The following is a 25024-nucleotide window of genomic DNA, read 5'->3' as shown; positions in this document are numbered from 1 at the left end:
CATTGTTATGACGGAATTGTCGTAACTCTTTGTAAATTAATTATAAATAGCCTGGCATGTTACGTGCATGCCAGGCTATTGTTGTTTTTAGTCGGAAATCGGTCATGTCATCAGCAGAACAATCAGATTCAAACCCACTATTGGGTAGTTTGGAAGAGCAAGTTACCCGTTACAAGCAAGTGTTAGACGTCATGCCCGCTGGTGTGATCTTGCTTGATACGCAAGGGGTAATTTGTGAAGCCAACCCTGAAGCAGAACGATTACTTGACGTCCAGCTTCTTGGTCAAAAATGGTTTGAAGTGATTCAAGCGGCTTTTGCTCCGCAAGAAGATGATGGGCACGAGATATCGTTGCGTAATGGCCGTAAAGTACGCTTGGCCATTTCGGCCTCTAATACGGGTCAGTTAATTTTGGTCACCGATTTAACTGAAACACGCTTATTGCAATCTCGAGTTGGCGATTTACAGCGACTGTCATCACTGGGTCGAATGGTAGCTTCTTTGGCTCACCAAGTGAGAACGCCATTATCTAGCGCTATGCTGTACGCTGCAAACCTAGGTGCGCCTAACCTACCTGCGACAACTCGATCACGATTTCAAAATAAATTGCTCGATAGATTACGCGATTTGGAAAAGCAAGTTAACGACATGCTACTGTTTGCTAAGGGGGGAGATAATAAAGTTATTCAACCTTTTACAACCAATGACCTGATAAACGAGTTTCAACCTATGGTTGAGGCCGCCATTAAAAATAACCAAATCGACTTTTGTTTAGAAGTGGAAGATCACGACGCGTGTTTAATGGGTAATACAAACGCCATTGCTTCCGCGGTCAGTAATTTGGTTATTAATGCGATTCAAATAGCAGGTAAGAATTCACAGATTGATGTGTTCGCCCGCGTTGTGGCTGGCGAATTGAAAATTTCGATACAAGACAGTGGCCCAGGAGTTCCTGCAGAGCTGCAACAGAAAATAATGGAACCCTTTTTTACCACACGCTCTCAAGGTACAGGACTTGGCCTCGCGGTTGTACAAATGGTGACTCGCGCTCATAAAGGGCGTTTAGAACTGATTTCAGAGCCGGGAGACGGTGCATGTTTTACCGTCTGTCTGCCCCTTGCAAACCAAAACTCTGGAGAAGAATAATGGCGCAAAGCAAAGTGTTAATCGTAGAAGATGACGAAGGCCTACGCGAAGCGTTAGTTGATACCCTAGCCTTAGCTGGCTATGAGTGGGTTGAAGCAGATTGTGCTGAGCAAGCTTTGCTCATCCTAAAATCTCAAGAAGTTGATATCGTCATTTCGGATGTTCAAATGGCCGGTATGGGTGGCCTTGCGCTGTTACGAAACATAAAACTTCACTGGCCAAAACTGCCCGTTTTGTTAATGACCGCGTATGCGAATATCGAAGATGCTGTTGCGGCAATGAAAGAAGGTGCCATCGATTACATGGCGAAACCTTTTGCACCTGAAGTTTTGCTCAATATGGTGAGCCGCTATGCACCAGTAAAAAGTGACGACGGCGGTGATGCCATCGTGGCTGATGAAAAGAGTCTTAAATTGTTAGCCTTGGCAGATAAGGTCGCTAAAACTGACGCCAACGTGATGGTGCTTGGCCCGAGCGGAAGCGGTAAAGAAGTGATGTCTCGTTACATCCACAATGCCTCACTGCGTAAAGATGGCCCTTTTGTTGCGATTAACTGCGCGGCAATCCCAGACAACATGTTAGAAGCCACATTGTTCGGTTATGAAAAAGGTGCCTTTACTGGCGCCGTACAAGCTTGTCCTGGTAAATTTGAACAAGCTCAAGGTGGTACCATTTTACTGGATGAAATCAGTGAAATGGATCTTAACTTACAGGCAAAATTGCTACGTGTATTGCAAGAGCGCGAAGTAGAACGCTTGGGTGGTCGGAAAAGCATTAAGCTTGACGTCAGAGTTTTGGCGACCAGTAATCGAGATCTAAAAAAGTACGTATCAGAAGGTAATTTCCGTGAAGATTTGTATTACCGATTGAATGTTTTCCCAATCTCTTGGCCGCCACTAAGCCAAAGACAAGGGGATATTAGCCCGTTGGCTATCCACCTTGTTGAGCGTAACTGTCAAAAGTTGGGTTTGCCAGTCCCGAGTATCTCTGAAGGCGCATTGAATAAATTGCTTCACTACCCATGGCCAGGCAATGTACGAGAACTGGATAATGTCATTCAGCGAGCATTGATCTTAAGTGAACATAACAACATTGGCTCAGAACACATTTTGTTAGAAGGGATCGACTGGGACGATGCGAGCAGCTTACAGTCTGTAGTCCAAAGTGGCGAAGTGGCAACACCAAGTGTTAAGCCGATTGCAGAGCCTAATAATCCTTTAGCAAAAGCAATCTCAAGTAATGATGGTTTAGGTTCTGAACTGAGAGAGCAAGAATACGCTATTATTTTAGAGACCATGATCGAATGCAACGGCCGTCGTAAAGAGATGGCCGAGAAATTAGGCATCAGCCCACGTACATTGCGTTACAAGTTAGCAAAAATGCGCGATGCAGGTATTGATATTCCTAACTGATCCCAGTCATACTTAGCGCCCCAGCGTGATGGCATGTTAATTGCTACCATTAAGAATAAGTTTTAGTTAGCGGGTCAATTAATTGACTGTTGGAGAGAGAATGAAAATTGACAGTTTAAATCAAGAAATGCAGGCCATGATGCTACAGGCGACCAACACCAGTCGTCCAGCAACGGGCCAGCAAGTCTCCTCTGACTTTGGTGCTCTATTAAATAATGCAGTGAATAACGTGAATGCACTGCAAAAGCAATCGGGTGAAATGGCGACTCGTTTCGATCAAGGTGATCCTAACGTATCTTTATCCGACGTCATGATTGCACGTAATAAATCCAGCGTGGCATTCGATGCGACGATTCAAGTCCGAAATAAATTAGTCGAAGCTTATAAACAGCTGATGAACATGCCGGTTTAATGTGAGTAACTGATTGTGGCTGAAGAAAAACATACAACAGATCTGGCAGTGGCCGACGGCGGTAGCAATATGCCGATGGAATCAGGTTTGGATTCTGAAGGGCAAAATCTTGATTTGGATGAAAAAAGTTCATCCAAATTTGATATGGCCATGGGCGATCTCGACCTGCTTCGTCAGGTTGTATTAGTCGTTGCTATATCCATTTGTGTTGCTTTAATCGTTATGGTGTTCTTTTGGGTAAGAGAACCAGAAGTACGCCCACTAGGTTCTTATGAAACCGCAGAGCTCATTCCCGTTCTCGACTATTTAGACCAACAAAAAATAGAATATAAACTTGAAGGAAATACCGTTCACGTACCGGTCAGTGAATACAGCACCATCAAATTGAACATGACCCGTGCAGGAATGAATCAACCGGATCAAGCCGGTGACGACATTTTGCTCAACGACATGGGTTTTGGTGTATCTCAGCGTTTAGAGCAAGAAAGACTCAAACTCAGCCGTGAGCGTCAAATTGCCAAAGCGATAGAACAAATTCGTTTGGTGCGGAAAGCTCAAGTATTACTGGCACTACCAAAACAAAGTGTCTTTGTACGTCATAACCAAGAAGCATCGGCGACCGTTTTTTTGACGCTAGCGACAGGTAAAAACCTCGATCAAGAAGAAGTTGATTCAATTGTTGATATGGTAGCGAGCGCGGTTCCAGGAATGAAGCCAACTCGAATTACTGTAACAGACCAACATGGTCGTTTATTGAGTTCAGGTTCACAAGATCCATTGGCAACAGCAAGACGTAAAGAACATGAATTAGAGCGCCGACAAGAACAAGCTTTAAGAGAAAAAATTGACTCAGTATTGATCCCGATTTTAGGGCTTGGTAATTATACGTCGCAAGTTGATATTGAACTGGATTTCAGCGCAGTAGAACAAACGCGTAAACGATTCGATCCGAATACGCCGGCAACTCGAAGCGAATACACGCTTGAAGATTACAACAACGGCAATGTTGTTGCTGGTGTACCTGGTGCGTTGAGTAATCAGCCGCCAGCAGATGCATCCATCCCACAAGATGTGAAGCAGATGAAAGATGGCAGCACAATGGGGCAAGGTTCAGTACACAAAGAAGCGACCCGTAATTTTGAGCTTGATACCACGATCAGTCATGAACGTAAGCAAACCGGTGTGGTTAATCGTCAAACCGTTTCTGTTGCTATTAGGCATAAACCAAGTGTTAACGCAGAAACGGGCGAAGTGACTTATCAGCCGTTGGCACAATCTGAAATCGAAGCGATACGCACGGTATTGATTGGCTCGGTTGGCTTTAATCAAGCTCGCGGCGATTTACTCAATGTGCTTAGCGTGAAGTTTGCAGAACCTGAAATGGAAGTCATGGCTGACGTGCCGATTTGGGATCATCCAAACTTCAATGAATGGGTGAGATGGCTTGCCAGTGCGCTTGTTATTATTGCCATTATTTTGATCCTTGTTCGTCCAGCAATGAAGAAACTGCTTAACCCTCATAGCGATGACGACGAAGATGGAGAGTTTGGCCAAGATGGATTACCACTTAGTGCCGACGGAGATACGAGCTTAATCGGTAGTGATATTGACGGTACCGATAGCTTTGAATTTGGTTCAGGTATAGATTTACCTAACTTACATAAAGACGAAGACGTGCTGAAAGCGGTTCGAGCGCTTGTTGCTAATGAACCAGAACTCGCGGCACAAGTTGTGAAGAATTGGGTGACCGATGGCTAATGAAATTGCGACCACTGAAGGTGGTGAACAACCGGCGATTGACGTATCGAGCATTCCCGGAGAAGAGCGTGCAGCCATATTGCTGCTGAGTCTAAGCGAAGCCGATGCGGCGGGTATTATTCGTCACTTAGAGCCGAAGCAGGTCCAGCGTGTGGGTAGTGCGATGGCGAAAGCGGCGGATTTGAATTCAGACAAAGTCAGCGTGGTACATCGCGCCTTTTTAGAAGATATTCAAAAGTACACCAATATTGGTATGGGCAGCGAAGACTTCATGCGAAATGCGCTTGTTGCCGCTCTTGGTGAAGACAAAGCGAACAACCTTGTTGATCAAATACTATTGGGTACAGGCTCCAAAGGTTTGGATTCTCTTAAATGGATGGATCCTCGCCAAGTTGCTAGCATTATTATTAATGAGCACCCCCAAATTCAGACCATCGTATTGTCTTATTTGGAGTCTGATCAATCGGCTGAAATCTTGTCTCAGTTCCCAGAGCGTGTGCGCTTAGATTTAATGATGCGTATTGCTAACCTTGAAGAAGTTCAACCGTCAGCCTTGGCTGAGTTGAATGAAATCATGGAGAAACAGTTTGCGGGTCAAGCTGGTGCACAAGCGGCCAAAATTGGTGGTACTAAAGCTGCGGCTGAAATCATGAACTTCATGGATAACAGCGTAGAAGGCATCTTGATGGATCAAATCCGAGAGCAAGATGAAGACATGGCGACTCAAATTCAAGATCTGATGTTTGTATTTGAGAACTTGGCTGAAGTTGACGATAACGGCATTCAAAAGCTGCTGCGTGACGTGCCACAAGATGTACTGCAAAAAGCACTTAAAGGTGCTGATGACGGCTTACAAGAGAAGATATTCAAAAACATGTCCAAGCGTGCTGCTGACATGATGCGTGATGATATCGAAGCCATGCCTCCTGTGCGTGTTGCTGACGTAGAAACGGCACAGAAAGAGATCTTGTCAATCGCTCGTCGTTTAGCTGATAACGGTGAATTAATGTTATCTGGCGGTGCGGACGAGTTCTTATAAATAACAAAAATTATTAACTTAATAGCGGCTTGGCTTTTTAGTAAGCCGCTTATTACCAACTGGGTAGTATTATGTCTCAAGAGAGAAAACGCGGTTTTTTACGTCCTGAAGATGACTCAGTTGAGCACACCACCCAAAAGTGGGGCCTGCCAGATTACACCTCACAAGCGCAACCCAATGCAAAAGAAACCGCTCTAAATTACGACCCTACTTGGGTGCCTGATTTTAGCGAGCCCGAACCAGAAGAACCGGTGAATCTAACCGAAGAAGAAATCGAACAAATCAAGCAAGCGGCTCACCAAGAGGGGTTAACCCAAGGTCAAGAAGTCGGCTTTAAGCAAGGTTTCGAAAAAGGCAAAGAAGAAGGTTTGGCTGCCGGTCATGAAGAAGGCTTAGCATTAGGTAAAGCTGAAGGTGTCACCGCCGGTCAAGAGTTCATTCAGCAACAAGTCGAACATTTTATGGCGCTAGCCAGTCAATTTGCCCAGCCTCTTGAGCTTATGAATGCTCAAGTTGAAAAACAATTGATTGAAATGGTCCTAACCTTGACCAAAGAAGTGGTCCATGTTGAAGTGCAAACTAACCCTCAAGTGATTCTCGATACCGTTCGTGAAAGTGTTGAAGCCTTGCCGATAGCAGGTCATGCCATCATCATAAAACTGCACCCAGAAGACATCGAAGTTATACGCTCAGCTCATGGTGAAGAAGACATCGAAAGTCGCAGTTGGACATTGGCTGGCGAACCTTCATTAAATCGTGGGGATGTACATATTGAAGCGGGTGAGTCGAGCGTTAGTTATAAAATGGAAGACCGAATTCGAACCGTACTGCAATCATTTTGTGGTGTTAACCGCCATCAAGGGCAAGACTGATGTTAGCGCTTGAAGAGCGGTTATCAAATTATCAGACTCAAGGGTTAACGACGCGTGCTATTGCTTCAGGTAAGCTGGTGCGAGTTGTTGGGTTGACACTTGAAGCGACGGGATGCAAAGCGCCAATCGGCAGCTTATGTAAGGTTGAAACCTTACAGGGTGAAATGGATGCTGAAGTCGTCGGCTTTTCAGGCGATAACCTGTATTTAATGCCAAGTGAGCAAGTGACAGGGGTGATGCCCGGTGCCAAAGTGACGCCGATCACCACAGAAAACGGCTTGTCTGTTGGCATGGAATTACTCGGGCGAGTTATTGACGGCACCGGAAATCCCATTGATGGGCTTGGCGAAATCTATACAGAAAAACGCGCCAAGTTTAACGCCGATCCGATCAACCCTTTATCACGCAAGCCGATTTCTGAACCACTCGACGTGGGGTTAAAGGCCGTAAATGGGTTGCTGACTGTGGGTAAAGGCCAGCGTATCGGTTTGTTTGCAGGCTCAGGTGTTGGTAAATCGGTCACTTTGGGCATGATGACCCGAGGAACAACCGCACAAGTCGTGGTGGTAGGGCTGATCGGTGAGCGTGGACGAGAAGTAAAAGAATTCATTGAAGAAATACTAGGAACCGAAGGTCGAAAACGTTCTGTCGTGGTGGCTGCTCCCGCTGATTCATCACCTCTGATGCGTTTAAAAGGCTGCCAAACGGCGTTAACTATTGCGGAGTATTTTCGAGACCAAGGGCTTGATGTTCTATTGTTGATGGATTCATTAACCCGCTTTGCTCAAGCTCAACGTGAAATCGCGTTATCGGTTGGCGAGCCACCGGCAACCAAAGGCTATCCGCCATCGGTATTTGCTAAGCTACCCGCATTGGTAGAAAGGGCAGGCAATGGCAGTGAAGATCAAGGCTCTATTACCGCTTTTTTCACGGTGTTAACCGAAGGCGATGATCTTCAAGATCCCATCGCTGATGCATCAAGAGCCATTTTAGATGGCCACATAGTCCTGTCTCGAGAAATGGCGGATGCGGGGCATTACCCTGCGATTGATGTTGAAAAATCAGTCAGTCGTGTTATGCCTCAAATCACCACCGATGAACATATGCTGATGTCAAAAGCCGTTCGTCAGGTTCTGTCTTTATGTCGAAAAAACCAAGATTTGGTGTCTATAGGCGCGTACAAACCGGGCACCGATCCCGCGATTGATGCAGCCTTCACACTGAAACCGAAGCTAGACATGTTTACCCAACAAGGCATGAAAGATGCTGTACCGTACGATATGTGTATCAATATGCTCAAGAGTATATTACAGCCATCTTAAGGGGTAATAAACGATGGATAATGCGTTAGATTTTTTACTCGATCAGGCAAAAGACAATGAATCACAAGCGGTGTTGGCTCTAAACAAGGCTCGCAGTGAGCTTGATGGTTATTACCTACAGATCCAACAAATAGAGCAATACCGACTCGATTATTGTAATCAACTGGTCGATCGAGGTAAGCAAGGACTCACTGCCAGTCAGTATGGTCACTTAAATCGATTTTTGACCCAGTTAGATGAAACCTTAACTAAACAAAAATCAGCGGAAGACCATTTTAAATCTCAGGTAGAAAATTGCCAAGAGCATTGGATGAGCACGCGTAAACAAAGGCGCTCATACGAATGGATGCTGGAAAAAAAAGCGTCAGAGAAACAGCGAAAACTTGATAAGCAAGAGCAGCAACAAATGGATGAATTTTCCACTTTGCAGTTTGCTCGTAAGAAATCCATTTTCTAAATGCATCGCACCACCATAGTGGCTTAATTTTTGCATTAATCTTAGCAGTATCATTTGATTTGTAGCGCTATTAGCGTTTGTCCTGCGATGTCTCTTCTTAAAGGCATCTTCACTTTACTGCGAGAGTGATTTTATGAGCCATGGTTCTCTGTCCGTATCTGAGGTTAGTAAGTCCTCATCTTTGCTTGGGAAAGCAAATACATCATCACCACAAGATTCTGAATCTGAAGGGTTTATTGATATCCTAAAGTCAGCATTTAGTTCTGATTCGTCGAGTAGCGAAACAGAGGGTGGTGACTCAAAGATCACATCGGATACCGAGGGTAAGGTGTCTCAGTCCTCAGGTGAAGACGCAGAGTCATCAGAGAGCGTGAAGGGCAAAGCCACCACTGGCGAGGTCGCCGATAGCGACAATGTCGATACCCAAGGAGCAGAGACCGAAGGTTCGTCATCAAAAGTGAGCGCAAAAACAGGCAGTGAAGAAACGTCAGATTCCCTTTTAAAACAAGAGAGTAGCCAATCTGAAAGTGGCAAAGAGGGTACTGCTGATGTTGATAAAACAATGAGCGAAGGCAATAAACTTTTAGAGCGCTTAGACGAATCAAATAAAGCGTTAGCGGAAAATGCTCAAGCTGGCACTGAAGGCAAAGGCTTGCCACCAGAAGCCGCGGCATCTGCAGGGGTAGCAGTAAGCCAAGCCGAGAATGCTTCCGGTAAGACAAAAGCCGTTGTCGGTAATAATGCAGTTGTTGCAAGTGAGGCCTCTGGCAGTAAGCAAGCAGTGGCGGATTCTTTAGCCGGAACATCTGAAGACAAAGTAACGGCTGTTGCAACAGAATCAAGCAGCAATCCGGTTGGCCAATTTGCCGCTATCGGTGCTGGTGGCGCTATTGCTAGTCAAGCCAGCGCTGAACCTGTTAGTCCCGAAAGTGGCTCGGCAAATAAGGCATCTGTTGATTCAGACCCAAGTGTCGATGGTGAGGTTGATGAAAATGCAGTTGCCATGCTTGCCGCTGGAACGTTGGGTGTGGTTTCGACAGCAGGTAAGGCTGATAAAGCTGTAGAATCGCCGACAAGCGAACAAATTAAATGGGGCGCGCCAGATAGCGCTACCCAGTCGGCATCTGCCGCCACGAAGCAAGGTGCGGGTGTTGATGCTTCCCAGGTTGGCGTTGGTGCTAGTCAAGTTGATGTTGCTCAAGCTGGTGCCGTTGTCGGTATGGCAGGTACTGCCGCGATGATGGTAGACGGTGAGGCTAAAGTTAATGGCGTCGCAACCACTCAAAGCGTTCCCGCTTCCACTTTTGAAGGCCAGCCATTAGTCGCGGCTGAAGCTGAAGAGGCAAGTGTCACTTACGGTGAACCCATGTGGGCATCGACTAATGCAGAGCTAGCGGCTGCAGAAGGCGGTAAGAAAAGCATTGAAGCTTCAACGGCCGCAAAAGTGGCCACATCAGCTGCACTGGCTGCTCAGTTGCATAACCCTACAGCCGCTCAATTGCCAACGGACAAAGCGGCGGCATCCTTGGTAAGTAGTGGTGCTCTTAGTCAAGACATTGCCATGCAGAGTGCCCAAACTCAAAGCTTAGCGGCGGCAAACGCGGTTAGCACCCCCGTCGCCGCAACAGAACAAGCAAAAGTGATCAGTGCTGCGGCGGCTTCTGCGCTTGTACTCGGTGAAGGCAAAGGACAAGGAACGAAACCTGGGCCAGGGACTGAAGATAAAAGTGATTTGGCTCATCAGCTAGCAGGCGTTGCAGGACAGCAAGGTCTCACAGTCGCACAAGCTCGAGGGCTTGAGGCTCAAACGGTGAATGCAGCTCAGCAACCCCCTTTACAGTTAACAAGAGACGCAGCAGGGGAGCAATTAGCTGAACGCGTACAAATGATGCTTTCTAAGAATTTAAAGAACATAGACATCAGGTTAGATCCGCCAGAGTTAGGGCGCATGCAAATTCGAATGACCATGAATAACGATGTTGCTTCTGTTCAGTTTACCGTCGCTAATCAGCAAACCCGCGACATTGTTGAGCAGGCGATGCCAAGATTAAGAGAAATGTTAGCTCAACAAGGTTTACAGCTTGCAGATACGTCCGTTCAGCAGCAAAATGCTGGTCAACAACAGCAAAGTCAATATGTTGCGGGACAAAACGGTCAACAGGGTCGGAAAAACGGCGATAATGACGCTGATGGTGAGCTAGGATTAGATAATCCGTCAGAAGTTAATGTGGATGTGACATCTAACCGTGATGGAATCAGTTTTTACGCTTAAGATTATAGATAAATAAAATAGAGACGTTGGTATATGGCTGAAGAGCAAACAGAAGCACCCCCTAAAAGTAAAAAGATGCTTATTATCATTATTGCCGTCGTAGTATTACTGGCTGTCGGCGGTGGTGCAGCATTCTTTATGATGGGCTCTAGTGATGACGAAGAATCCAAAGAAGAATCCCAAACAGCAGTGATGGTTGCTGAGCCGGCTTCCTACGTCAATATTGCCCAGCCGTTTGTCTTTAATGCTGGAGACAAAAAGCGTGGGCGACTCGTGCAAATAAAAGTACAGCTTATGGTGCGAGGTTCTGCCAATGAAGAACTGGCAAAATACCATTCACCACTGATCGAAAGTACACTACTGGCTTCACTTGGTGTCGCAACCGTCGACCAGTTACGTACCCCATTAGGGCGCACAGAGCTTCGAGACCAGTCAACAGAGGACGTTAAAGCGGCCTTAAGCGAGTTGGTTGGCCAACCGGTCATTGAGAAAGTTCTGTTTACAGACTTTGTGATGCAATAGGAATACCGTGACAGATCTATTAAGCCAAGACGAGATCGATGCACTCTTACACGGGGTGGATGATGTTGAAGAGGATGATATTGATGAGGTAGACGCCGTCCCCGAGGATGCCGTCAGTTTCGATTTTTCATCTCAAGACAGAATAGTCCGTGGTCGCATGCCGACCTTGGAACTGATTAACGAGCGTTTTGCTCGTCACCTGCGTATTAGCTTGTTTAACATGCTGAGGAAAACTGCGGAAGTGTCGATCAATGGCGTACAAATGATGAAATTTGGTGAATACCAAAATACATTGTATGTACCAACAAGTTTGAACATGGTGAGATTCCGTCCACTTAAAGGCACAGCCTTGGTGACGATGGAAGCTCGCCTAGTGTTTATTTTGGTTGAAAACTTTTTTGGTGGGGATGGCCGTTTCCATGCAAAAATTGAAGGTCGAGAATTTACGCCAACAGAAAGACGAATCATTCAGTTATTATTGAAAATTGTCTTTGAAGACTACAAAGAAGCCTGGTCACCCGTTATGGGCGTTGAGTTTGAATACTTAGACTCAGAAGTGAATCCAAGCATGGCCAACATCGTTAGCCCGACGGAAGTGATCGTCGTGAGCAGCTTTCACATCGAAGTGGATGGTGGCGGTGGCGATTTCCATGTGGTGATGCCTTATTCAATGGTAGAGCCTATTCGAGAGTTGCTTGATGCTGGTGTGCAATCAGACAAAATGGAAACTGACGTTCGTTGGAGCTCGGCACTGAAAGAAGAAATCATGGATGTGCCTGTTAACTTCCGAGTGAACCTACTAGAGCAAGACATATCGCTTAGAGATTTAATGGAACTGCGCCCTGGTGATATTATCCCAATGGTTATGCCAGAAAACGCAACCATGTTTGTGGAAGAGTTGCCAACATACCGAGTTAAAATGGGGCGCTCAGGAGATAAACTCGCGGTTCAGGTTTCCGAGAAAATTAAGCGTCCAGATGTTGTGAAAACCGATCTGGCATTTTTAGGCAACGACATGATTTCAGAACTTGATAACGATGATGGACAGCCCATCAATCAATCAGACGAATAGGTAAATAGAGCATGGATCCAAGTGAAGACCAAAAACTGGCCGATGAATGGGCCGCAGCTTTAGGCGAAGATCCTTTGGCGGCAGAAACTGTTGAAGCTGAAACCGCGCCATTAGAAGAGCTACGCGATGAAGGCCAACCGATAACAGACGATGAAAGGCGTAAGCTGGATACCATTATGGATATCCCAGTGACCATTTCTATGGAAGTTGGTCGTTCAAAGATCAGCATACGTAACCTTCTGCAATTAAACCAAGGTTCGGTTGTAGAACTTGACCGAGTGGCTGGCGAATCGCTGGATGTTCTGGTTAATGGAACCTTGATTGCCCATGGTGAAGTGGTTGTCGTCAATGACAAGTTCGGTATTCGTTTGACCGATGTAATCAGTCAAACAGAACGAATTAAAAAGCTTAGGTAAGCAATGAGCAAATTTTTGAGCTTACTGTTGTTAACTTCTCCCGTGGTCGCCGCTGAAAATACCAGTGCGGCGAGTTCGTCACTTGGTCGTTCTTCTACGTTAGGTGACGTTGGATCAAGCAGTGCGAGCCAGTTGGATCTCGCAGCAACATTTGGCTCCTTGGTGTTTGTCATTATATTTATCTTGTTCTTAGCTTGGTTGTTGAAACGGATGCGGCTTCCGAGTATGACAGGCCGAGATGGTCTTAAAATCGTGCGTCAGTTACCTGTTGGTACAAAAGAGAGGCTCATGATTGTTCAAGCAGGTGAAGAGCAGTTTCTCATTGGAATAACCGCACAGTCGATCAATATGCTGTCGCGGTTAGAAAAACCATTAAAAGATGAAGAAAGCGCGCCACTTCCATTTGCATCCCAACTCAGTCAATTGTTGAAAAAAGATGAAACGAAATAATATCCTCGCTGCCTGTTTGGCAGCGTTTCTGTTTTGTGTGTGGACGCCAGCGGCCTTTGCACAACAAGAATTGGAAACACCCATCGCAGCCTCAATAGCGGGAGCTGAGCAACTGACTGTGTCTGCGATGGAAAAAGAAGGAGGTTCGTCGAGTTCTTTACTCAGTACTACGGGTCCGGGAAGTGGAATTCCAGCCTTGACGGTGACGACAAACGCGAATGGTGGTGAAGATTATTCGATTAATCTACAGATCTTAGCGTTAATGACCTTGTTAGGCTTTTTGCCTGCAATGGTTATTTTAATGACGTCATTTACACGAATCGTTGTCGTGATGTCGATACTTCGTCAAGCCATGGGTTTGCAACAGACACCTTCTAATCAAGTGATCATTGGCATCGCCATTTTCCTGACTTTTTTTATTATGTCGCCAGTGATAGAAGAAGTGAACCAAACCGCTATTCAACCCTATGTAAATGAACAGGTTACTGCTAGAGAGGCATTTTCTCTGGCTCAAGAGCCGATGAAAGCGTTTATGTTGAAGCAAACACGGGTAAAAGATCTCGAAACGTTTGTAAATATGGCGGATATACAAGTCACCAGCCCTGAAGAAGTACCTCTTAATGTCTTGATCCCAGCTTTCATTACATCAGAGCTAAAAACGGCCTTCCAAATTGGCTTTATGCTCTTTCTACCCTTTTTGATTATAGATTTGGTGGTGGCATCGGTATTGATGGCCATGGGTATGATGATGCTTTCTCCTATGATCGTTTCATTGCCATTTAAGTTAATGCTGTTTGTGTTAGTGGACGGGTGGAATTTGATCCTCTCAACACTCGCCGGCAGTTTTGCCATATAGCGAGGAACGACATGACTCCTGAGCTATTTGTCGACCTATTTAGAGAAGCACTTTGGATGGTGCTTATCATGGTATGTGCCATCATTATACCCAGCTTGCTGATAGGTTTGGTGGTGGCTATTTTCCAAGCGGCGACATCAATTAACGAACAAACCTTAAGTTTTTTGCCTCGTTTGGTTGTGACATTACTGGCATTGATGCTGTTTGGACATTGGATGACTCGTATGTTGATGGATTTCTTTTTTGAACTCATCGCGCGCATGCCATCCATGCTCTATTAGGGGCATTTATGGAATTTCCTGCCTCTCTCGCTCTTGATTGGTTAGCCAACTACTTTTGGCCTTATGCGCGCATCTCAGCCATGCTAATGGTTATGATGGTAACGGGTGCAAGATTCGTCTCTACTAGTATAAGACTCTATTTCGGCTTGGCGGTGACCTTAGCGGTTATGCCTTCTATCCCTGCGGTTCCGCAAGATATCGAATTACTTTCTTTTCAAGGTTTTTTAGTTACTTTTGAGCAGTTGGTGATCGGAGTTGCAATGGGCACAGTGACTCAATTTGTGTTGCAATCGTTTGTGGTGCTAGGACAAATTCTTGGTATGCAAGCCAGTTTGGGTTTTGCTTCAATGGTTGACCCTGCAAATGGGCAAAGTACGCCTTTGCTTGGTCAATTGTTCATGTTTCTCGCCACCATGTTCTTTTTAGCAACAGACGGGCATCTCCAAATGCTCCAGCTGGTCGTGATGAGCTTCAAAACGTTGCCCATTGGCTCGGGTTCCTTACAAAGCGCAGACTATCGAGAAATGGCCACTTGGTTCGGAATTATTTTTAAAACGGCACTGAGTATGTCTTTGTCCGGCATTATTGCTTTGTTAACCATTAACTTATCTTTTGGTGTGATGACCAGAGCCGCGCCTCAATTGAACATATTCGCTTTAGGTTTTTCTTTCGCTCTCTTGGTTGGCTTACTGATATGTTGGTACATTATTTCAGGGATCTATACTCATTATGACATGCACTGGAATACCGGATTCCTGCAAATATGTCGGCTCATTGATCTAGAGTGTTAGGAGGCTGAATTGGCAGATTCAGACGGTCAAGAACGTACAGAAGACGCCACGCCCAGGCGCTTAAAACAGGCAAGAGATAAAGGCCAGGTCGCTCGCTCAAAAGAGCTGGCTTCCGTGTCTGTTTTAATTGTAGGTGCGCTCGCCTTAATGATGTTCGGCGATGGGCTTGCCACTGGTTTGTTTAAAATCATGGGCCGTTTTTTTAGCTTGAGCCGAGAGGAGATATACGATCAAGGCAAGTTGATGGAAATCATCGCTGGCGCTTTAGTTCACTTAATCCTTCCTCTGCTCCTGATACTGCTGACATTGTTCGTGGCTGCGGTTGCTGGCGCGGCTGGGTTAGGTGGGATCAGTTTCTCTGTTGAAGCGGCGATGCCTAAGGCATCAAAAATGAACCCATTAAGCGGCTTAAAACGTATGGTCGGCTTACAGAGCTGGGTTGAGTTGTTAAAGTCCATTTTAAAAGTGTCATTAGTTGCCGGTGTCGCATTCTTCTTGATCCAATCGGGCAGAGAAGATTTGTTTCAACTCAGTTTAGATTTGTATCCTGCCAACATCTTTCACGCGTTGGACATTTTACTTAATTTCATTTTGCTGATCAGTTGTTCATTATTAATTGTGGTCGCGATAGATATCCCGTTTCAGATATGGCAACACGCTGATCAGTTAAAAATGACGAAACAAGAAATAAAAGACGAATTTAAAGAAACAGAAGGTAAGCCCGAAGTTAAAGGTCGAATCCGAATGTTGCAAAGGGAGGCCGCCCAACGTCGTATGATGGCCGATGTGCCACAAGCTGACGTTGTCGTGACTAACCCTGAGCACTTCTCCGTCGCTTTGCGCTACGATCAAGGTAAAGACAAAGCCCCGGTGGTTGTGGCTAAAGGTGTTGACCATATGGCGCTCAAAATCAGAGAAGTCGCAAGAGCTCACGATGTGTATGTGATTCCGGCTCCACCGTTAGCTCGAGCTTTATACCATTCAACCGAACTGGAACAGCAAATACCCGACGGTCTATTTACTGCTGTAGCGCAGATACTCGCTTACGTATTTCAGCTTAAGCAATATCGTAGACGTGGTGGAGAAAGGCCCATCCTGCGCAAAGAGGCGATGGATATTCCCAAAGATTTACGTAAGTAATGGCTATAACGACTCGCCGAATTTTTGACGAATTAACAAGGCTCAATAATTGCTTAACCATTAAAAACGAATAGAATACATTTTGCCTATTTGTACTTGTAAATCAAAATAGAATCTAGATTGGTATGATAACGAAAACGTATGAAAATTAACCTACCTTTTGCAGATAAACTGCCAAAATTGACGAGCCGAACTATGCCTGCTATTGGGGCTCCGGTATTGGTTCTATCGACGTTGGCAATGGTAGTGCTTCCTATACCTGCAATTGTTCTCGACTTAGCATTTACCTTTAACATTGCGCTGGCAATGGTTGTGTTACTTGTAACCATTTACACACGTAGGCCGTTAGATTTTGCAGCGTTTCCGACTGTCCTGTTGATAGCGACCTTGATGAGACTGGCATTGAATGTGGCGTCCACTCGTGTGGTGCTGTTGTATGGTCATGAAGGTTCAGGAGCTGCAGGGAACGTAATTGAAGCATTCGGCAACGTCGTTATTGGTGGTAACTATGCCGTTGGTCTAATTGTCTTCCTCATATTAATGATCATTAACTTCATGGTTGTTACTAAAGGTGCTGGTCGTATTTCAGAGGTAAGTGCTCGCTTTACCCTTGATGCCTTACCGGGTAAACAAATGGCGATCGATGCCGACTTGAATGCCGGGCTGATTGATCAAGAGCAAGCAAGAACTCGTCGTTTCGAAGTCACAAAAGAAGCCGATTTTTATGGTTCTATGGATGGTGCTTCTAAGTTTGTAAAAGGAGATGCAATCGCCGGTATTTTAATCCTTTTCATCAATATTATCGGTGGCTTCGCTATTGGTATGGTGCAATACGACTTATCCTTTAGAGATGCGATTGAGATCTATACCTTGTTGACCATTGGTGATGGCTTGGTTGCTCAAATACCATCATTACTCTTGTCGATTGGTGCTGCCATGATGGTAACGCGTCAAAATACCGATGAGGACATGGGGCAGCAGTTGGTTTTTCAACTGTTCGATAACCCGAAAGCTCTCATGATTACCGCTGCAATACTCGGTGTCATGGGCATCGTTCCTGGCATGCCTCACTTTGCGTTTTTATTACTGGCAGCGATTGCCGGTGGTGGTGCGTATTACATGACCAAAAAGAAGAAAGAAGAAGCCAGTAATCCTAAATTACCGACCACTCAAGATTCAGAGCCTGTTTCGCAAAAAGAGCTCTCTTGGGATGATGTTCAACCCGTCGATGTCATCGGTCTAGAAGTGGGTTACCGCCTGATCCCGTTAGTTGATAGGGAGCAAGGGGGCGAATTGCTTGAGAGGGTCAAAGGCGTACGTAAAAAGTTATCTCAAGACTTTGGATTTTTAATACCAGCAGTACATATTCGAGACAATTTAGAACTGCCACCCAACAGCTATCGAATCACACTCATGGGAGTTGCGGTTGGTGAAGCTGAAATCAGAGCCGATCAAGAACTGGCGATTAACCCAGGTCAAGTTTACGGCATGGTAGAAGGTGAGGCGACCATAGATCCTGCTTTTGGTCTTGAAGCGGTATGGGTGAAAGACGAACAAAGAGAAACGGCGCAAGCGCTTGGGTACACGGTGGTCGACTCATCCACCGTACTTGCTACGCATCTTAGCCAGTTATTAACGAACAATGCGTCTCAGCTGATCGGCCATGAAGAAGTACAGAATTTACTTGAAATGCTGTCGCGTTCAGTGCCTAAGCTAGTAGAGGGTTTTGTGCCTGAGCAACTCCAATTAGGGGTTGTGGTGAAAGTGCTGCAAAACCTATTGAATGAAGCGATCCCAATTCGAGATGTTCGAACCATAGTACAAACATTGTCGGAATATTCATCAAAGAGTCAAGAACCTGACATCCTTACCGCTGCGGTTCGTATTTCATTGAAGAGACTTATTGTCCAGGAAATCAATGGTATAGAGCCTGAGCTTCCGGTTATTACATTGATTCCTGAGCTGGAACAAATCTTGCATCAAACAATGCAAGCGTCTGGTGGTGAATCTGCAGGTATTGAACCTGGTTTGGCTGAAAGACTACAGTCTTCATTGAGCCAAGCAACTCACGATCAAGAATTAAAAGGTGAGCCAGCGGTATTGCTCACATCAGGCGTATTGAGAACCACACTGGCTAAGTTTGTGAAGAACACCATTCCAAATTTACGAGTGTTGTCTTACCAGGAAATTCCGGACGAAAAACAAATTCGGATCGTTCAAGCGGTTGGTAACTAATGCAACCAGAACATCCCGTAACTGTGGAATACGATTTTGAAAATTAAACGATTTTTTGCCAAAGATATGCGAAGCGCGTTGATGCAAGTGAAAGAAGAGCTTGGATCTGAAGCGGTGATCATGTCGAATAAAAAAGTTACTGGCGGTGTAGAGATCGTAGCGGCAGTTGATGGTGATACCGCCGCTCCTGCGGGAAAACGTCCTAATGAGACGAACCGTTATTCAAGTTCTCAGCCTTCCAATCAAGTTAAAGCATCAGGCGGTCGCCGTGACCTTCAAGACGATAGAGTCAGTATTGGTGGGCAAGCTTCAGGCTCAATGACAAAACGCTTTGCCAACATGTTGAAGCAATATAGCCAAGGTGCAGACGAAGACAATGAAACCAGCAGAGGCACAGAGGCTGATTCTTTGCAGGCACTATTGAAACGCCAGTCTCCGGACCAACGTGACAATAAAGGTTATGGTCAAAATAGAGGTAACGCTGGTGGTCAGTCGTTAGCTGAAGAATCAGGTTTAGCTCGGTTATTAGGGCAAAGTGAATCAAGTCAGCAACGAGGAGCTCCACGTCTCGATCCTACTCGTTATGATAAAAACGCACCTGCAGCAAGTAAACGCTCTGATGAAGAGCTAGAAACAATGCGTGAAGAGATGACCTCAATAAGACGTTTGTTGGAGCATCAAGTATCAGGTTTGATGTGGCAAGAAGTCGAACGTCGTGAGCCATTACGTGCGATGTTGATTAAGCGACTGGAGCGGATGGGTGTCTCCCAAGGTTTAGCGGATCAAATGGCGTGCTATATCCCTGAAGAAACGCCGCCTATTCATGCGTGGAAAGCACTGCTTAGCCTTATTGCAGACCAAATTAACACCCCAAAAGACGATATATTACGTCGCGGTGGTGTCGTTGCGTTACTTGGCCCTACCGGAGTCGGTAAAACGACGACCATAGCAAAACTTGCAGCAAGAGCGGCAATGGAATATGGCGCAGATAACGTCGCTTTGGTCACAACAGACACTTATCGTATCGGGGCACATGAACAATTGTCGATTTACGGCAGAATTATGGGGTGCCCAGTAAGAGTTGCTAAAGATTCTACGCAACTGGCCGAAGTAATATATCAGCTTAGAAATCGAAGACTTATCTTAATTGATACCGCCGGAATGGGGCAGCGTGATGTCAGACTGTCGGAGCAATTAGACACATTGATGCAAGAAAGCGGTGAGGTGATCAGTAGCTATTTAGTGTTGCCGACAACCGCACAGCGTAAAGTGCTACAAGAAACCATCGATCATTTTAAACGGATTCCGTTATCTGGTTGTATATTAACGAAATTAGATGAATCTCTCAGCTTAGGTGAGGTGATCAGTGTCGTGATCGAAAATGCGATGCCGATTGCGTATATTGCGAACGGGCAGCGCGTGCCTGAAGACATTGTGATAGCTCAACCTAAGTATATGCTTGCTAAGGCAAATGAGTTGCTTGAGAAGTCAGCAGAAGATGAACCTCACTACTGGAACAGCGACTCGGAAGAACTCTAGGCGGCGGATGATTATGAATAAAGATATGATACATGACCAAGCAAGCGGCCTCCGTCGCTTAACGAAGCCAACACAAACTAAGGTGATTTCGGTTACTGGTGGTAAAGGCGGCGTAGGTAAAACAAATGTAACGCTCGGGCTGGCTATTTCGATGGCGAGAGCGGGTAAAAAAGTGGTCGTACTTGATGCGGATCTCGGGCTAGCAAATGTCGACGTTATGCTTGGTATTCGACCAAAAAGAAACTTAAGCCACGTATTGGCAGGCGAATGTGATCTTCAAGATGCGATGGTTGAAGGCCCGCATGGGGTGAAAATTATTCCTGCGACATCGGGCTCAAAAGGCATGACGGAACTTAGCCCAGCGCAACACGCTGGGTTAATTCGCGCATTTGGCAGTATCGAAGAAGAAATTGATATTCTTTTGGTCGATACAGCAGCGGGTATTTCTGATATGGTTATCAGCTTTTCGCGAGCAGCTCAGGACGTTTTAGTTGTGGTTTGTGATGAACCCACGTCAATTACTGATGCGTATGCTTTAATTAAGCTATTAAGCCGTGAACATCAGGTACAACGCTTTAAAATTGTTGCTAATATGGTGAGAAGCTACCGTGAAGGCCGAGAATTATTCGCAAAGTTGACCTTGGTCACAGAGCGATTTCTCAATGTGAGCCTCGAGCTCGTAGCATGTATCCCACTAGATGATAAGGTTAGACAAGCAGTTAAAAAGCAAAAAATAGTGGTGGATGCTTTCCCTCGCTCGCCTGCTGCACTAGCATTAAGTTCATTAGCCAATAAAGCGTTGACATGGCCAATCCCTAAAACTCCAAGTGGACACTTAGAGTTTTTTGTAGAGCGGCTATTAAATAACGCAGAAGTTTCAGGAGAGCCGTTTGGTGAATAAGGCGCTAACATATGATCAATTTGGGAACCCAGGAAACCAGTCTGCGTTTCTTGAGCGTTATTCAGGTTTAGTCAAAAGGATTGCGCACCACCTCATTGGTCGATTACCACCGAATGTACTTGTCGATGACCTGATTCAATCAGGCATGATTGGTCTAATCGAAGCTCAGCAAAATTACGATGGAACCAAAGGTGCCAGCTTTGAAACCTATGCTGGTATCCGGATTCGTGGTGCCATGTTAGATGAAATGCGTCGAGGCGATTGGGTGCCACGATCAGTGCATAAAAGCAATAGAACCATCAGTCAGGCGATAAATGAGCTAGAATCAAAATTGACGCGTGATCCAACTGATGCAGAAGTAGCCAAACACTTAAATATGTCGTTAGAACAGTATCATAATGCGTTAACTGATATAAACTGTTCAAGACTAGTAGGAATTGAGGACCTAGGTGTATCAGAAGATGCCATTTCACCACACGAAGCATCGGAAGATAACTTACCATTCAAGGGGGTAGCCGATGAGTCGTTTCGACAAGCTTTGGTTGATTCGATTAAGACGCTCCCAGAAAGAGAAGCTCTAGTTCTTTCTCTCTATTATGATGAAGAGCTAAATTTAAAAGAAATTGGGGAAGTATTAGACGTAAGTGAATCTCGCGTAAGTCAAATACATAGCCAATCAATGCAACGTTTACGTGCCAAACTTAGTGCGTGGACAATCAATGAGTAATAACACTGACTTTGACCTCAGTGGAGGCAATTTTGAATAAAAACATGAAGATCCTCATTGTTGACGATTTCTCAACAATGCGCCGTATTGTAAAAAACCTACTTCGTGACTTGGGCTTTAATAACACTCAAGAAGCTGATGATGGTTTAACTGCGTTACCTATGCTTAAAAAAGGTGAGTTTGATTTCGTTGTAACAGACTGGAATATGCCTGGTATGCAAGGGATTGACCTTCTAAAAAATATTCGTGCTGATGATGAACTCAAACACTTGCCTGTTTTAATGATCACAGCTGAAGCGAAACGTGAACAAATCATCGAAGCTGCACAAGCTGGTGTGAATGGTTACATCGTTAAGCCATTCACGGCCGCTACGCTAAAAGAAAAACTAGATAAGATCTTTGAGCGTTTATAAGCCACGTAACGCTTAGATAATTATTAAACACACAGAGGCGTCAAAGGGCATTATTGGAATGATTTCTTTAGAGCAAGCGAAAGAGCTGGTTCAGTTGCTAGAAAATGGTCAGCAAGCAGAAGCGGATGACCTTGTCTGCAGCTTGGCAAAGCCTGCAAACAATCCTGTTTTTCAAGAGATTGGTTCACTAACACGTGATTTGCATGATTCACTTCATCAATTTCACATGGACCAACGTATGAGCGAAATCGCGACCGACGAAATCCCCGATGCAAGGGATAGGCTCGAATACGTGATTGCAAAGACAGAGACAGCAGCTAACCGCACTATGGATGCCGTTGAGCGTTCTTTGCCTATGGCAGATAACCTCCATGAGCATTTAATGCAAGTTCGCCCTGAATGGAATCGCTTAATGAAAGGGCGCATTGAACTCAGTGAGTTTAAAGCCCTTTGCCATCGAATTGACGAGTTGATGGTTCAAGTGGAAGGCGACAGTTCTGAGCTTCGAAGTCAATTGACTGAGATATTAATGGCTCAAGACTTTCAAGATCTAACTGGCCAAATTATAAAACGCGTGATCACTTTGGTTCGCGAAGTAGAAGATAGACTTGTCGAGATTTTGACGGCCTTTGGTGTTGAACAGCAAAAAGAAGAGCAGCAAGAAGCTAAGCCAACGGCAGACGCAATAGCACCTGAGGGGCCGATTCTCAATCCGCATGAGCGGGAAGATACGGTGGCTTCACAGGATGATGTTGATGATTTGTTATCAAGTCTTGGTTTTTAGGGGTAATATATGAGCTACGAATTAGACGAAGACATTCTACAGGATTTTTTAGTTGAAGCTGGAGAGATCCTAGAACTGCTATCCGAGCAGTTGATTGAGCTAGAAAATAACCCTGAAGATAGGGACTTGTTGAACGCAATTTTCCGAGGGTTCCATACTGTAAAAGGCGGTGCGGGATTCTTGTCGCTTGGTGAACTGGTTGATGTTTGCCATGGTGCGGAAAACCTATTTGATCTATTGAGAAATGGCCAACTTAGCTTAAGTGCTGAGTTTATGGACACCATTTTAAAAGCACTAGATGAAATAAACGTTATGTTTGTAGCAGTGCAAGATCGAGAGCCTCTCGTTCCAGCCGCCCCTGCTCTAATTGAAGAACTGCATCGCTTGTGCAACCCGGGAGCACCAGCACCAGAAGCTCCTGCGGCTCCAGTCGTAGAGGCTCCAGTAGCCGCTCCTGAGCCAGTTGTGGCACCTACCGCGATAGATAGCGCTTCAATTGATGATATTTCTCAAGATGAATTCGAAAAATTGCTTGATGAATTGCATGGTAAAGGTACTGCGCCTTCCGCTGCGAGTGCTCCAGCACCAAGTGCGGCGCCATCAATTGCTGCAAGCGGTGATGATATCACCGATGATGAATTTGAAAAATTACTTGATGAGCTGCATGGTTCAGGACAGAGCCCGACCGCTGGCACTTCGGCGCCCGCTCCGGCAGCCCCGGCTCCGACGCCAGCCGCATCACCTACTATGGGTGGTGATAGCGATATCATGTCTGATGATGAATTCGAAAAACTGCTCGACCAACTGCATGGTTCTGGCAAAGGGCCGTCCCCGGAAGAACTTGAAGCAGCGACTAACCCTGTGGCTGCCTCGACACCGGAACCGGCGGCTAAACCGGTAGCGCCAGCCCCTGCTCCAGTTGCAAAACCTGCACCGGCTCCAGCGAAGGCTGCTCCTGCAGAAAAAGCGCCAGCGCCTGCTGCTGCAAAACCACCAGCAACGAAAGAGAAAAAGCCTCAAGCAGAAGCAACCGTGCGTGTTGATACGTCAACATTGGACGACATTATGAACATGGTTGGTGAACTTGTATTGGTTCGTAACCGCTTAGTTAGCTTGGGTTTGAATAGCAACGATGAAGAAATGGCAAAGGCTGTATCTAACTTAGATGTTGTCACAGCAGATTTGCAAGGCGCAGTAATGAAAACGCGCATGCAGCCAATTAAGAAAGTATTTGGTCGTTTCCCTCGCGTTGTTCGTGATTTGGCGCGTAGCTTAGAAAAAGACATCGTGCTTGAAATGCGCGGAGAAGATACCGATTTAGATAAAAACCTCGTTGAGGCACTTGCCGATCCACTGATTCACTTGGTTCGTAACTCAGTGGACCACGGCGTTGAGATGCCTGATGTTCGTGTTGCCAATGGTAAATCGCGAACCGGTAAAGTTATCTTGGCAGCTTCTCAAGAAGGTGATCATATCCAACTTAGCATCGTTGATGACGGTGGGGGTATGGATGCAGACAAACTACGAGGTATCGCAGTAGATCGCGGTATTATGGACCAAGACGCAGCCGCAAGGTTGACGCCAAAAGAGTGTTATAACCTGATTTTTGCTCCTGGATTCTCAACCAAAACTGAGATTTCTGATATTTCGGGTCGTGGTGTAGGTATGGACGTAGTGAAAACGGCCATCAATACACTTAATGGTTCGATAGATATCGATTCGGAAATGGGCAAAGGCACCAAGATTACGATCAAAGTACCATTGACGCTGGCTATTTTGCCTACATTAATGGTTGGTGTATCAGGTCAGCCATTTGCATTGCCACTGGCGAGTGTCAATGAAATATTCCACTTGGATTTAAGCAAAACCAATACGGTTGACGGTCAACTTACGATTATCGTTCGTGAGAAATCTATCCCACTGTTTTACTTGCAGCAATGGCTGGTGCCAAACAAAGCTTATGATACGAATAAGAGTAACCTAGGTCATGTTGTCATTGTTCAACTTGGCGGGCAGCGTGTCGGTTTTGTTGTAGACACCTTGATCGGACAAGAAGAAGTGGTTATCAAACCGTTAGATGAATTATTGCAGGGTACACCAGGCATGGCTGGGGCAACAATTACCAGTGATGGCCACATTGCGTTGATTCTTGATGTACCAAACTTATTGAAAAAATATGCGATGCGTTCGCACATTTAATTGAAGGAA

24 protein-coding genes are annotated in these 25024 nt (G+C 45.5%); all 24 read left to right on the top strand.

Going from position 1 to position 25024, the window contains the following annotated elements:
* Window positions 1-104 precede the first annotated feature (104 nt).
* The 24 genes from VTAP4600_RS10395 to VTAP4600_RS10280 all read left to right on the top strand — a co-directional run bounded on the left by VTAP4600_RS10395 (window position 105) and on the right by VTAP4600_RS10280 (window position 25015).
* Complete coding sequence (locus VTAP4600_RS10395; RefSeq protein ID WP_102522737.1) at window positions 105-1145, top strand: sensor histidine kinase; 1041 nt, start codon at window positions 105-107, stop codon at window positions 1143-1145.
* Window positions 1145-2557 (top strand): sigma-54-dependent transcriptional regulator, encoded by a 1413-nt coding sequence (locus tag VTAP4600_RS10390; RefSeq protein WP_102522736.1) that lies wholly within the window; start codon window positions 1145-1147, stop codon window positions 2555-2557. Before VTAP4600_RS10395 ends, VTAP4600_RS10390 begins: the two co-directional genes overlap by 1 nt.
* A 100-nt stretch (window positions 2558-2657) precedes the next feature.
* The gene (fliE, locus tag VTAP4600_RS10385; RefSeq protein ID WP_102522735.1) at window positions 2658-2969 is read left to right on the top strand and encodes a flagellar hook-basal body complex protein FliE; all 312 of its coding nucleotides are present in this window, start codon (window positions 2658-2660) and stop codon (window positions 2967-2969) included.
* 15 nt (window positions 2970-2984) lie between these two features.
* Complete coding sequence (fliF, locus tag VTAP4600_RS10380) at window positions 2985-4727, top strand: flagellar basal-body MS-ring/collar protein FliF (RefSeq protein ID WP_102522734.1); 1743 nt, start codon at window positions 2985-2987, stop codon at window positions 4725-4727.
* Entirely contained in the window at window positions 4720-5766 is a 1047-nt protein-coding gene (gene fliG, locus VTAP4600_RS10375; protein ID WP_102522733.1) for a flagellar motor switch protein FliG, read from the top strand. Before fliF ends, fliG begins: the two co-directional genes overlap by 8 nt.
* A 71-nt stretch (window positions 5767-5837) precedes the next feature.
* Complete coding sequence (gene fliH / locus VTAP4600_RS10370; RefSeq protein ID WP_102522732.1) at window positions 5838-6638, top strand: flagellar assembly protein FliH; 801 nt, start codon at window positions 5838-5840, stop codon at window positions 6636-6638.
* Window positions 6638-7960, top strand: coding sequence for a flagellar protein export ATPase FliI (gene fliI, locus VTAP4600_RS10365; RefSeq protein ID WP_102522731.1), 1323 nt, complete (start codon window positions 6638-6640; stop codon window positions 7958-7960). Before fliH ends, fliI begins: the two co-directional genes overlap by 1 nt.
* A 13-nt stretch (window positions 7961-7973) precedes the next feature.
* Window positions 7974-8417 carry a flagellar export protein FliJ gene (gene fliJ / locus VTAP4600_RS10360; RefSeq protein ID WP_102522730.1) on the top strand — a complete coding sequence of 148 codons (444 nt, stop codon included), beginning with the start codon at window positions 7974-7976 and terminating at the stop codon, window positions 8415-8417.
* A 133-nt stretch (window positions 8418-8550) separates the two neighbouring features.
* Entirely contained in the window at window positions 8551-10689 is a 2139-nt protein-coding gene (locus VTAP4600_RS10355) for a flagellar hook-length control protein FliK (protein WP_102522729.1), read from the top strand.
* A 33-nt stretch (window positions 10690-10722) separates the two neighbouring features.
* Window positions 10723-11211 (top strand): flagellar basal body-associated protein FliL, encoded by a 489-nt coding sequence (gene fliL, locus VTAP4600_RS10350; RefSeq protein ID WP_102522728.1) that lies wholly within the window; start codon window positions 10723-10725, stop codon window positions 11209-11211.
* A 7-nt stretch (window positions 11212-11218) separates the two neighbouring features.
* Complete coding sequence (gene fliM / locus VTAP4600_RS10345) at window positions 11219-12283, top strand: flagellar motor switch protein FliM (RefSeq protein ID WP_102522727.1); 1065 nt, start codon at window positions 11219-11221, stop codon at window positions 12281-12283.
* Window positions 12284-12294: 11 nt separating this feature from the next.
* The gene (gene fliN, locus VTAP4600_RS10340) at window positions 12295-12699 is read left to right on the top strand and encodes a flagellar motor switch protein FliN (protein WP_102522726.1); all 405 of its coding nucleotides are present in this window, start codon (window positions 12295-12297) and stop codon (window positions 12697-12699) included.
* A gap of 3 nt (window positions 12700-12702) precedes the next feature.
* A complete protein-coding gene (fliO, locus tag VTAP4600_RS10335) occupies window positions 12703-13149 on the top strand; it encodes a flagellar biosynthetic protein FliO (RefSeq protein ID WP_102522725.1) in 447 nt (148 codons plus the stop codon).
* Entirely contained in the window at window positions 13136-14005 is an 870-nt protein-coding gene (gene fliP, locus VTAP4600_RS10330) for a flagellar type III secretion system pore protein FliP (protein WP_102522724.1), read from the top strand. Before fliO ends, fliP begins: the two co-directional genes overlap by 14 nt.
* A gap of 11 nt (window positions 14006-14016) precedes the next feature.
* On the top strand, window positions 14017-14286 hold the full coding sequence (fliQ, locus tag VTAP4600_RS10325; protein WP_102522723.1) for a flagellar biosynthesis protein FliQ: 270 nt from the start codon (window positions 14017-14019) through the stop codon (window positions 14284-14286).
* An 8-nt stretch (window positions 14287-14294) separates the two neighbouring features.
* Window positions 14295-15077, top strand: a complete 783-nt coding sequence (gene fliR, locus VTAP4600_RS10320; RefSeq protein ID WP_102522722.1) for a flagellar biosynthetic protein FliR — start codon at window positions 14295-14297, stop codon at window positions 15075-15077.
* A 9-nt stretch (window positions 15078-15086) separates the two neighbouring features.
* Window positions 15087-16217: a flagellar biosynthesis protein FlhB gene (flhB, locus tag VTAP4600_RS10315; RefSeq protein WP_102522721.1), complete on the top strand. Its 1131-nt coding sequence runs from the start codon at window positions 15087-15089 to the stop codon at window positions 16215-16217.
* Window positions 16218-16358: 141 nt separating this feature from the next.
* Window positions 16359-18452 carry a flagellar biosynthesis protein FlhA gene (flhA, locus tag VTAP4600_RS10310; protein WP_102522720.1) on the top strand — a complete coding sequence of 698 codons (2094 nt, stop codon included), beginning with the start codon at window positions 16359-16361 and terminating at the stop codon, window positions 18450-18452.
* Window positions 18453-18488: 36 nt separating this feature from the next.
* Complete coding sequence (flhF, locus tag VTAP4600_RS10305) at window positions 18489-19991, top strand: flagellar biosynthesis GTPase FlhF (protein ID WP_102522719.1); 1503 nt, start codon at window positions 18489-18491, stop codon at window positions 19989-19991.
* Between the two features lie 13 nt (window positions 19992-20004).
* Complete coding sequence (locus VTAP4600_RS10300; RefSeq protein WP_172443115.1) at window positions 20005-20892, top strand: MinD/ParA family protein; 888 nt, start codon at window positions 20005-20007, stop codon at window positions 20890-20892.
* Window positions 20885-21619 carry an RNA polymerase sigma factor FliA gene (locus tag VTAP4600_RS10295; RefSeq protein ID WP_102522717.1) on the top strand — a complete coding sequence of 245 codons (735 nt, stop codon included), beginning with the start codon at window positions 20885-20887 and terminating at the stop codon, window positions 21617-21619. The genes VTAP4600_RS10300 and VTAP4600_RS10295 overlap by 8 nt, the downstream gene beginning before the upstream one ends.
* Window positions 21620-21663: 44 nt before the next feature.
* Complete coding sequence (gene cheY / locus VTAP4600_RS10290) at window positions 21664-22032, top strand: chemotaxis response regulator CheY (protein WP_000697871.1); 369 nt, start codon at window positions 21664-21666, stop codon at window positions 22030-22032.
* A 58-nt stretch (window positions 22033-22090) separates the two neighbouring features.
* The gene (locus tag VTAP4600_RS10285) at window positions 22091-22816 is read left to right on the top strand and encodes a protein phosphatase CheZ (protein WP_102522716.1); all 726 of its coding nucleotides are present in this window, start codon (window positions 22091-22093) and stop codon (window positions 22814-22816) included.
* Window positions 22817-22825: 9 nt separating this feature from the next.
* Window positions 22826-25015 (top strand): chemotaxis protein CheA, encoded by a 2190-nt coding sequence (locus VTAP4600_RS10280; RefSeq protein WP_102522715.1) that lies wholly within the window; start codon window positions 22826-22828, stop codon window positions 25013-25015.
* Window positions 25016-25024 lie beyond the last annotated feature (9 nt).

Origin of the sequence: Vibrio tapetis subsp. tapetis (assembly GCF_900233005.1) — a bacterium.
GTDB classification, from domain to species: Bacteria; Pseudomonadota; Gammaproteobacteria; order Enterobacterales; family Vibrionaceae; genus Vibrio; species Vibrio tapetis.
The sequence above is the reverse complement of the archived record's forward strand: the minus strand, read 5'-3'. Positions and strand labels throughout refer to the sequence as shown.

Coding starts and splice junctions, on each gene's coding strand:
- VTAP4600_RS10395 (WP_102522737.1), top strand. CDS start 105: ATGTCATCAGCAGAACAATCAGATTCAAACCCACTATTGGGTAGTTTG.
- VTAP4600_RS10390 (WP_102522736.1), top strand. CDS start 1,145: ATGGCGCAAAGCAAAGTGTTAATCGTAGAAGATGACGAAGGCCTACGC.
- fliE (WP_102522735.1), top strand. CDS start 2,658: ATGAAAATTGACAGTTTAAATCAAGAAATGCAGGCCATGATGCTACAG.
- fliG (WP_102522733.1), top strand. CDS start 4,720: ATGGCTAATGAAATTGCGACCACTGAAGGTGGTGAACAACCGGCGATT.
- fliH (WP_102522732.1), top strand. CDS start 5,838: ATGTCTCAAGAGAGAAAACGCGGTTTTTTACGTCCTGAAGATGACTCA.
- fliI (WP_102522731.1), top strand. CDS start 6,638: ATGTTAGCGCTTGAAGAGCGGTTATCAAATTATCAGACTCAAGGGTTA.
- fliJ (WP_102522730.1), top strand. CDS start 7,974: ATGGATAATGCGTTAGATTTTTTACTCGATCAGGCAAAAGACAATGAA.
- VTAP4600_RS10355 (WP_102522729.1), top strand. CDS start 8,551: ATGAGCCATGGTTCTCTGTCCGTATCTGAGGTTAGTAAGTCCTCATCT.
- fliL (WP_102522728.1), top strand. CDS start 10,723: ATGGCTGAAGAGCAAACAGAAGCACCCCCTAAAAGTAAAAAGATGCTT.
- fliN (WP_102522726.1), top strand. CDS start 12,295: ATGGATCCAAGTGAAGACCAAAAACTGGCCGATGAATGGGCCGCAGCT.
- fliO (WP_102522725.1), top strand. CDS start 12,703: ATGAGCAAATTTTTGAGCTTACTGTTGTTAACTTCTCCCGTGGTCGCC.
- fliP (WP_102522724.1), top strand. CDS start 13,136: ATGAAACGAAATAATATCCTCGCTGCCTGTTTGGCAGCGTTTCTGTTT.
- fliQ (WP_102522723.1), top strand. CDS start 14,017: ATGACTCCTGAGCTATTTGTCGACCTATTTAGAGAAGCACTTTGGATG.
- fliR (WP_102522722.1), top strand. CDS start 14,295: ATGGAATTTCCTGCCTCTCTCGCTCTTGATTGGTTAGCCAACTACTTT.
- flhA (WP_102522720.1), top strand. CDS start 16,359: ATGAAAATTAACCTACCTTTTGCAGATAAACTGCCAAAATTGACGAGC.
- VTAP4600_RS10300 (WP_172443115.1), top strand. CDS start 20,005: ATGAATAAAGATATGATACATGACCAAGCAAGCGGCCTCCGTCGCTTA.
- cheY (WP_000697871.1), top strand. CDS start 21,664: ATGAAGATCCTCATTGTTGACGATTTCTCAACAATGCGCCGTATTGTA.
- VTAP4600_RS10285 (WP_102522716.1), top strand. CDS start 22,091: ATGATTTCTTTAGAGCAAGCGAAAGAGCTGGTTCAGTTGCTAGAAAAT.
- VTAP4600_RS10280 (WP_102522715.1), top strand. CDS start 22,826: ATGAGCTACGAATTAGACGAAGACATTCTACAGGATTTTTTAGTTGAA.